General features: G+C 59.3%; 7 protein-coding genes and 1 pseudogene. 3 read left to right on the top strand and 5 right to left on the bottom strand.

The window, feature by feature from the left end:
- A pseudogene (locus tag Q7J58_RS08080) lies at positions 1-542 on the bottom strand (IS481 family transposase); the annotation flags it as partial.
- Between the two features lie 167 nt (positions 543-709).
- On the opposite strand from Q7J58_RS08080, the gene Q7J58_RS08075 reads away from it, so the two are divergent.
- Positions 710-1,000 (top strand): hypothetical protein, encoded by a 291-nt coding sequence (locus tag Q7J58_RS08075; protein WP_304825949.1) that lies wholly within the window; start codon positions 710-712, stop codon positions 998-1,000.
- The gene (locus Q7J58_RS08070; RefSeq protein ID WP_304825946.1) at positions 997-1,497 is read left to right on the top strand and encodes a helix-turn-helix domain-containing protein; all 501 of its coding nucleotides are present in this window, start codon (positions 997-999) and stop codon (positions 1,495-1,497) included. Before Q7J58_RS08075 ends, Q7J58_RS08070 begins: the two co-directional genes overlap by 4 nt.
- 130 nt (positions 1,498-1,627) lie before the next feature.
- Here Q7J58_RS08070 and Q7J58_RS08065 read toward each other — a convergent pair whose 3' ends face one another.
- The 3 genes from Q7J58_RS08065 to Q7J58_RS08055 all read right to left on the bottom strand — a co-directional run bounded on the left by Q7J58_RS08065 (position 1,628) and on the right by Q7J58_RS08055 (position 4,611).
- A complete protein-coding gene (locus Q7J58_RS08065) occupies positions 1,628-2,950 on the bottom strand; it encodes an ISL3 family transposase (protein ID WP_304825943.1) in 1,323 nt (440 codons plus the stop codon).
- Positions 2,951-3,242: 292 nt separating this feature from the next.
- A complete protein-coding gene (locus Q7J58_RS08060; protein ID WP_304825941.1) occupies positions 3,243-3,596 on the bottom strand; it encodes an H-NS histone family protein in 354 nt (117 codons plus the stop codon).
- 28 nt (positions 3,597-3,624) lie between these two features.
- Positions 3,625-4,611, bottom strand: coding sequence for an RluA family pseudouridine synthase (locus Q7J58_RS08055; protein ID WP_304825938.1), 987 nt, complete (start codon positions 4,609-4,611; stop codon positions 3,625-3,627).
- Between the two features lie 592 nt (positions 4,612-5,203).
- On the opposite strand from Q7J58_RS08055, the gene Q7J58_RS08050 reads away from it, so the two are divergent.
- Complete coding sequence (locus tag Q7J58_RS08050; RefSeq protein WP_304825936.1) at positions 5,204-8,236, top strand: Rne/Rng family ribonuclease; 3,033 nt, start codon at positions 5,204-5,206, stop codon at positions 8,234-8,236.
- A 126-nt stretch (positions 8,237-8,362) separates the two neighbouring features.
- Here Q7J58_RS08050 and Q7J58_RS08045 read toward each other — a convergent pair.
- A partial coding sequence (locus Q7J58_RS08045; protein WP_304825933.1) for a group II intron maturase-specific domain-containing protein occupies positions 8,363-8,855 on the bottom strand: 493 nt, incomplete at its 5' end.

The following is an 8,855-nucleotide window of genomic DNA, read 5'->3' as shown; positions in this document are numbered from 1 at the left end:
CGGCGTAGAAAGTCCACACTGCTGCGCTCGGTTTGATCGCGGTAGGTGCGCAGAAATACCCACCGGGTGGCGCGGTCTATGGCCACGTACAGGTAGCGCCGAGCGCTCTCATCGGGCATCTTGGGCAGGTATTTGATGTCGATGTGCAGGTAGCCCGGCTCATAGTCCTTGAAGGTCTTTTTGGGTGCTTCCTCGCCTTGTGGCACCGGCTGTAGATCAGCGAGCTTGGACAGGCCCTCGCGGCGCAGCAAACGGCTGATACCTGAGCGGGATGCGTCAGCATTGATGAACTCCCGGGTGACACTGACCAGGTCGTCCAAAGGCAGCAGGCACAGGCGCCGTATCTCCATCACGATCACCTCTTGCGCCGGATTCAAGGTGGTGGGCAACTGGTGCGCGCGGTGCGAGCGATCAAGGTGGTCCGAGCGATTGCGCCACTTGCGCGCCGTACCACGGCTGATGTTGTAGGTCTGGGCCACTTCGGCAAGGCCGGCCTGGGATTCATGAATCTCAGCACGCGTGCGTGGGGTAGTGCGTGCCATCGGATGGACCATACTCATGATGCGTTCTCCTCAGTACCAGAGGCCAGAAGGCCCGCCAAAACAGCACGGGCCCGGAACAACGGCCAGCTGCGACGGGGTACATAATCGCACGGAACTCGACACCTAGCCAAGCAAATGCAGCCATTTCGCAAAATCCGATTAGTGAATTGGCTGAGACTATTAAAGAGAAATTAGAAAAAATATTTTCTGTTCTTTCAGAAGCACGGAATAGACTTTCCGCATTTGCAAAGTCTATTCAAGAATTTGCAGATAAATTTTCCAGATTTGACTTGGCCTCAAGATCTTGTTGTAGCCATTTCAGATTACTTGGCTTCTTGAATTTACATCGAATTCTTGATATTTTGGTTAAACATCAAGATAAGAGAATTAGAAATTTTATCGTTGTGAGGGCAGGGTTTTTCTTTGCATTCAAAGAAAACATGAAGAATACGCCATGAATGTGGCAGAAGGAAGTTCAATGTTGGTTAATTCAATAAACAATCTTTCTGCTCGGTATAAGGCAGATGCCAAGGATAAAACAGCGGGCAAGGCTGACCCGTATGCCACTGCCGCACAGTCTGCTGCGGTGTTGCGCTCAGGTGCGGAGTTCCGTAAAAACCGGATTGCCGCAGCTGACATGCTGACGACTGAAGAGGCTGCAGAGCTGGCTGGCGTGTCGCGTGTAACGATCAATGCTTGGATCAAGCAAAACCGTTGCATTGGCATTGCTAACTTGCGCCGTGGTTTCAAACTGCCTAAGTGGCAATTTGAGCCGCAGGTCTTTGAGTTGATTCAGCCTCTGTTTGAAGCGCTGGGCACGACGGATAGCTGGAGCGTGCTGGCATTCCTTGAAAACTCTCAGGATGCGCTGGATCGCCGCACACCTTTGGTGGCGTTGGAACAGGGCGAATCTACAGAGCGCATCTTGCAACTGGCCATGGCAGAAGGACATTGAGAAAGATGTTCTTCAAAAATGATTATTTCAGAAAATCAGGTTCCAAAAATTGAATTGCCCGACGGGCAGGTTTTTCATCGTGTGCAGCGTACTGCTGCAGGCTCTATGACGTTTTGAGTGGAACTTGACATCAGACGCACCGCATGATGAGCCTCTGGCTACGTGGTTTTGCAGCCTCAAACGGATTCGCTGGCAAATGGACCAGTTTGGACATACGCAGGTAAGCAATGGCGATGAAGTTCTCGGTATTCCTGAACCCGCGAGCCGCTCTCTTGGCCTGCTGCAACAACCCATTCATGGCCTCCACATAGGCATTGGTCCTGGCCTGTAGCATCCCTGCCACCACACCATCCCAATGCGTTTTCAGTGTGTTGGCCAACCGCTTGAACGGCTCAAGTCGTGATCGGCTGGCCCACGAGATCCACTGCTTGAGTCCGGTCTTGGCCACCTCCTCGGATTGGGCCTGTGCAGCGGCTTCATAGACTTGGCGCAACGCCGTTTTCATGCGCCAAGCCCTTGCAGCCTTGAGGTGCGTGCGCTGCAAAACGTACATGGCCTGCATGTGCCGTTGGCTCCATCGCTCATGGTGAGTACGCATCGCCCACGTCAATGAGCGTCGGGCTTTGGGTTCGAGCTCACCCAATGCTTGGGTCACCGTCTTGGCATCTGCCTTGAATTCGGCACTGCGTACCTCGTCCATGGCCTGGCCCGCCAGTGCCGCCACATGAAAGCGGTCATAACAAATGGCAGCCTCTGGCATGGCCTGCTTGGCCCCTTTGAGGAACGCCCCGCTCATGTCCATGCACACATGCTCGATTTGCTCAGGTTTGCCGCCGTGGGCTTGCAGGTCTTGGGTAAAGTCCAGCACCGTTTGGTGGTCTCGTCCGGGCGTGGCAAACAGCAGCCGTTTGGCTTGCAGGTCATGCACCACGGTGATGTAGTTCTGCCCCTTTTTGACGCTGGTCTCGTCAATGCCGATGTGGCGCACTTGACTCATGTCGTCCTTGGCCCGCGCCTCCTTGACGTAATGACCAATGCGCCGCCACAGCCTGTGGGCTTGCACTCTGAGTTGCTGGGCCGCTTGGGCCACGGGCAGCTCTTTGCACAGTGATAGCGCCAGTGCTTCAAAGAGCAGGGTAAAGCCGCTGCCTTCTCTGGCCCACGGAACCGGCACCAATGTGGTCTTGCCACAGGCGGTGCAGGCCACGCGGGGTACATCGGCGTGCAGCCACGCTTCGTACTGAAAGAAGTCCAGGTGCCGCCAGGATTTGCTGATCCTGTCGTGTACGCCTTGGTCAGCATGGCCGCAGTGTGGACAACTCAGACGCTTGGCGTTGCATTGGACATCGAAGTCGATGCGGTGCTTGGCTGTATCGAGTTCGACGTGCTTGACTTGCCAGGGCGATTGCAAACCAAGGGCTGCGGTGAACAGGGCTTCTGTACTCAGGATCATGCTATTTGTTGTGGTCATTGAACTGATGTCCGCAAATTTACGCTATCCATGAACCCCAGCACACTCAGCTCGGTCAGGTCAAGTTCCACTCAGAACGTCATAGAGCCCAAAAGACTCTCCGCCATTTGTACAGGCGTGGTTCGGCGGGGTATGTGCTCAATTTATCCGCAGTACCGTCGGGGTGAGCGTGAACAGATCCGCGGCGCCACCGCGCACCAACAAAAAAGCCCGCCAAAGGCGGGCTTTTTTGTTGGATGGGTTCCAGCGAAAGCGCTGGGACCGCGCTGTGCGCTCAGATCAAGAATTCGTCGATACTTTGGCCCGAAGCCAGCACAGCACGCACCCACTCAGGCTTGCGACCTGGGCCACCAGCCCAGAGTTCGCCATTAGGGCCACGGTATTTGGCTGGAGCGCTCGATTTGGTTTTGGCTGCCTTTTTGCCACCGCTGCCAGAGCCACCCAGATCAGCGACTGTGATGCCAAATTGATTCATTTTGGCTTTGATGTCTGCGACAGCCGCAGAAAGTTCTTCTTTGCGCGCCTGCTCGGCTTGTGCCATCAGGGCTTGCGCTTGCGCCATCAGTTCTGAGTAAGTTGCCATTGTGTGTCCTTGTTTTGGTCGGATTGGTATCAAATTCGTGTACATCCCAACGATGCAGACGACATTCTAATACCTATTGTGAGATCTCTGCCCAGGCCCGCAGTTCTGCGGGCAATTCAGAATGTAACTCCATTGCATTACCCGTCACGGGGTGAGTCAATCGCAATCGCCACGCGTGAAGGAACATCCGCTTCAACCCCGCGTGGATCAATTGGCGATTCAGTTCAAAATCCCCATATTTGTCGTCACCGGCGATCGGATAGCCCGCGCTGGCGAGGTGCACACGAATCTGGTGTGTACGCCCGGTCTTGATGGTGACCTCCAGCAGGCTAAAACCATCGATCAACCCCGCCGGCAAGCCAGGCGGTGGCACCAACCGCCGGAGCACACGGACCAGCGTCACCGAGCGCATACCGTCGGGATCGTCTTTGCTGGTCACCCGCACACGCCGCTCGCCATCGGGCAGCAGGTATTTGTGCAGCGGCTGGTCAAGTACCTTGAGTCTGGCAGGCCAGGCCCCTTTGACCAGTGTCAAATACGTTTTTCCAGTTTCACGCTCGCGAAATTGGTCTTGCAATGCCTTGAGTGCGCTTTTCTTTTTGGCAATCAGCAGCAAGCCACTGGTTTCGCGGTCAAGCCGGTGTACCAATTCAAGCAGCCGGGCCTGCGGTCGCGCTTGGCGCATTTGCTCGATGACACCAAAACTCACGCCGCTGCCACCGTGGACAGCGACACCGGCGGGTTTGTCGATGGCCATAAAGGCATCGTCTTCAAAAACCACGGGAAATTCTCGGGGCGGAGCCGGGTTAGCCGCCTTTTCTTCGGCGCGCTCTGAGAGTCGAATCGGAGGAATGCGCAGCACATCGCCAGCCACAACCCGATCATCAGCGCCCACCCGGCCTTTGTTGCGACGCACTTCTCCCGATCGAATAATTCGATAAATGTGGGTCTTGGGCACGCCCTTGAGTTCGCGAATCAAAAAATTGTCAAGCCGTTGACCGGCAGACTCTTCATCGACCGTGATGTGACGGACTGTCGCCGGGGGCGAGGCATTTGGCATGTGCTGCGGAATAAGAGCACCACGGGGGCGGGAGCTGTCTATAATGTGACGCACCCATCGTGTGCTGTAAGTGATTGATTTCTCTTGATTTTAGGGCAGTCACCGCCAGCAGTTGTCCAAGCGCCCAGCGCTTGTGGCCCGATGGGTATAAGTTGCCACCCGCAGCACCCGGGTCTGGTGCCAGCTTCCTGATGCATTCGCAGGTGAATCCAGGCACAGCACCGGTCAGGTTGATGCTGCGGGCGAACCCGCTACAGAAACTGCGAACCCGAATACGGAATACCCCAATCAACCAGCCTGCACAAGGGCTGGTTGAGGACAAAGTGAAGCCAGAGAAACACCCGCCAGACCCATGTCATTGACAGCCAGCTGGCCATCCCTGTTCACCCAACTCCACGCGCCTACGCCCTGACTTGGCGGTTCGACGCGGCCCTTTTTGGTGTCCGCTTGCGTTGAACGCCCCCCGAATCGCGGGTCATCGGCTCTCCGGCAATTCCTCCCCTCGTTCGCTGTTCCTGCGTGTTCACGGCAGGTTGGCGCTGCGGGCCTGGCCCAAAGCGTCCTTGTGTGTTTGAACGAAGGAAAACGCATCATGAAACGCATGCTGATCAATGCCACGCAGGCCGAAGAGCGCCGCCTGGCCATTGTGGACGGGCAGAAGCTGCTCGACTACGAAATCGAAATCGAAGGGCGCGAACAGCGCAAGGGCAACATTTACAAGGCCGTGGTCACCCGCGTGGAGCCTTCACTGGAAGCCTGCTTTGTGGACTACGGCGAAGAGCGTCACGGCTTCTTGCCATTCAAGGAAATCTCTCGCCAGTATTTCGCGGCTGGAGTGCCGGTGAACCAGGCTCGCATCAACGATGTGATCCGCGAAGGTCAGGAACTTCTGGTCCAGGTTGAAAAAGAAGAGCGCGGCAACAAAGGCGCCGCACTGACCACCTTTGTGAGCCTGGCCGGCCGCTATGTGGTGCTGATGCCCAACAACCCGCGCGGCGGTGGCGTGAGCCGTCGTATTGAGGGCGAAGACCGGCAGGAACTCAAGGCGGCGCTGGACCAGCTGGAATACCCCAACGGCATGAGCATCATTGCGCGCACTGCGGGCATTGGCCGCGATGCGCCCGAATTGCAGTGGGACTTGAACTACCTGCTCAAGCTGTGGAACGCCATTGACGGCGCCGCGCAAGGCGGCAAGGGCGCCTACCTGATTTACCAGGAATCGAGCTTGGTGATTCGCGCGATTCGCGACTACTTCAATGGCGACATCGGTGAAATCCTGATCGATACCGACGACATCTTTGAGCAAGCTCACCAGTTCATGAGCCACGTCATGCCCGAGCACGGGCACCGCGTGAAGCGCTACCGCGACGACGCACCGCTGTTCAGCCGCTTCCAGATCGAACACCAGATCGAAACCGCCTACAGCCGCACGGTGAATCTGCCGTCCGGTGGCGCCATCGTGATCGACCAGACCGAAGCACTGGTGGCGGTGGACGTGAACTCGGCACGTGCCATCAAGGGCGGCGATATCGAAGAAACCGCCACCCGCACCAACCTGGAAGCCGCTGATGAGGTGGCCCGCCAAGCCAGGTTGCGCGATTTGGGTGGCCTGATCGTGATCGACTTCATCGACATGGATGAGTCAAAAAACCGCCGCGAAGTGGAAAACCGCCTGCGTGACGCGCTGCGCCAGGACCGTGCCCGCGTGCAATTTGGCGCCATCAGCAAGTTCGGCCTGCTCGAAATGAGCCGCCAGCGCTTGAAGCCCATGCTGAGCGAAGGCTCGTCCATTCCCTGTCCGCGCTGCGGTGGCTCGGGCCACATCCGCGACACGGAAAGCTCGGCACTGCAAATTCTGCGCATCATCCAGGAAGAGTCGCTCAAAGACAGCACGGCTGCCGTGCTGGTGCAGGTGCCGGTTGAAGTGGCCAGCTTTTTGCTGAACGAGAAGCGCACCGAGATCACCAAGATCGAACTCAAGCAGCGCATCAGTGTGCTGCTGGTTCCGAACAAATCGCTCGACACACCCAACTACAAGCTGGAGCGCCTGAAACACGACGACCCTCGCCTGGAAAACCTGGACGCCAGCTACAAACTGGCCGACGAACCCGATGAAGCCACCGGCTTCACCCGCCGCAGCCAGGAACGCACCAACAAGCAAGAACCGCTGATCAAGGGCGTGCTGCCCGACGGTCCAGCACCCGTGGCGGCTCCACGCCCCGAAGCAGCTGCGCCCGTGGCCGCACCGGCGGTGGTGCCACCGGTGGTTGCTGCGCCTGCGGTGAAAGCACCTGCGCCAGTCGAAAAAGGTTTCTTTGGCTGGCTCAAGCGCCTGTTTGGCGGTGCTGAACCCGCCCCTGTGGTCGCAGCTCCGGCACCCGCACCGGTCGTCGTACCAGCGAGCAAGACAGGCGCACCGGAAGAGCGCCCTGATGGACGTCGTGACAACCGCAGTCGGGGTGGCCGCAACGCGACCGAAAGCCGTACGCCGCGTGAAGGCCGCGAAGGAGGGCGCGGCCCGCGTGGCGAAGCTCGCAGCGTGGAAGGCCGTCCCGAAGGCCGTGCAGAGCGCCAAGGCCGTGAGAGCCGCCCCGAAGGTCAGCCAGCCCGTGTGGATGGTCGAGGGGAAAACCGGGAAGGCCGGGAAGTTCGTGAAGCCAGAGAGCCTCGCGAACCGCGCAGCGAGGGCCGCAACGGTGGCCGCCCCGACCTCCGACGCGACGCCCGCCGCGAGGCAGCACCCGCAGACGCCAACGCACCCGGCAACGCCCTGTCGGCCAACGCAGCCCCGGAGGCTTTAGCCGATACACCGGAAACGGCTGAAGCACAGCGCCGCGAGCGCCGTCCCCGCAACGACAACCGACGCCGCCAGCCCGCTGCTGAAAACACCGACATGGGTACGCCCGTTCCCAACGCGGAGGCCGAACAGCCGCTGAACACGCTCACCGAAGCGCTTGCAGAAGTGCCCCGCGAAGGTGAAGCCGACGCCAGCGCACCCCGCGCCCCACGCGAGCGCCGCAGCCGGGACCGCTATGGCCGCGACCGCCGCGACCGCGCACCGCGTGACACCTCGGCAACTCAGGCCGAAGAAGGTCTTGCCGAAGAAGCAGCACCCGCTGCACCGCAAACCCGTGAAGAAACGCCGGCAGAACCGGTGCGCAGCAGCTACTTCAGCCTGCCTGTGGAAAGTGCGCCCACCCAAACGCCCGCGTCCCCACCGGTTGCCGAGACACAGGTGGCTGTGCAGGCTGCCGTGGAGCCTGTGGCCGTGGTCGTTCCCGAGACGCGCGCAAGCAAACCAGCGCCAGCTGCCGTGCGCACACCCCGCGCAGCACCCGCACCGGTTGCAGCGCCAGCGCCTGTCGCGGGTGGCCTACCCAAGGTGCAGGCCTTTGCGTTGTCGATTGAGGCCCTCCACCAGGTGGCACAGAGCAGCGGTCTGGAATGGATCAATTCCAATGCCGAAAAGGTGGCCCAGGTGCAAGCAGCCATTGCGGCCGAGCCGAAGCCCGTCCATGTGCCTCGGGAGCCCAAAATCGTGGTACTGCCAGACGATGGTCCACTGGTGCTGGTGGAGACCCGCAAAGACCTGCGCAATATGCCCCTGCCCTTCGAGGTGCAGTAAGCCGCGCGCGGCACACGCGCTCGGTCGTGTGCCTGGTATCGGCATAGGGGCCCCCCAGCAATAGGAGGCGCCCCTGCCACACCACCCGGCATGCGGGTCCGCACCGGGCGGTTCGAGAGTTTGAGGTCAGGACAATCTTGGCAACCCCAGTCCATCAAAGTACGCAATAGTCAGCACGCTGTTGAGCAACTTGGCACTGTTTCGCCACCAGCGGTGGCAGTTGCTCGCCACCTGTTTGGCTACATCCTCATTGGCCCCCAGCGCCTTGAGTTCCCGGTAGATCGTCTTTGGCCGTTTCCAGTGCCGCAACTGGACCGCCCGCAGTCGGTGGCGCAGCCATTCGTCCAGCCTTCGCCAGACCTTGGGCGTTTGCGCCATCCCGAAGTAAGCCTTCCAGCCCAGCAGATAGGGCCGCAGTTTATCCACCACTTCGCCCATGCTGCGCCCGCCCGAGCGGCGTGTGAGTTGCCGGATGCGGGCCTTGAAGTTGTCCAGCGCCTTGTAGGCCACCGCACATTTAACCTCTTGGCCCTTGGCCACCCACAGTTCGTAGCCCAGGAACTTGCGCCCAAAGGCACTGGCCACAGCGCTCTTGGCTTCGTTGATTTGAAGCTTCAAG

This window comes from Hydrogenophaga sp. (genome assembly GCF_030656115.1).
Lineage (GTDB): Bacteria > Pseudomonadota > Gammaproteobacteria > Burkholderiales > Burkholderiaceae_C > Hydrogenophaga.
The sequence above is the reverse complement of the archived record's forward strand: the minus strand, read 5'-3'. Positions and strand labels throughout refer to the sequence as shown.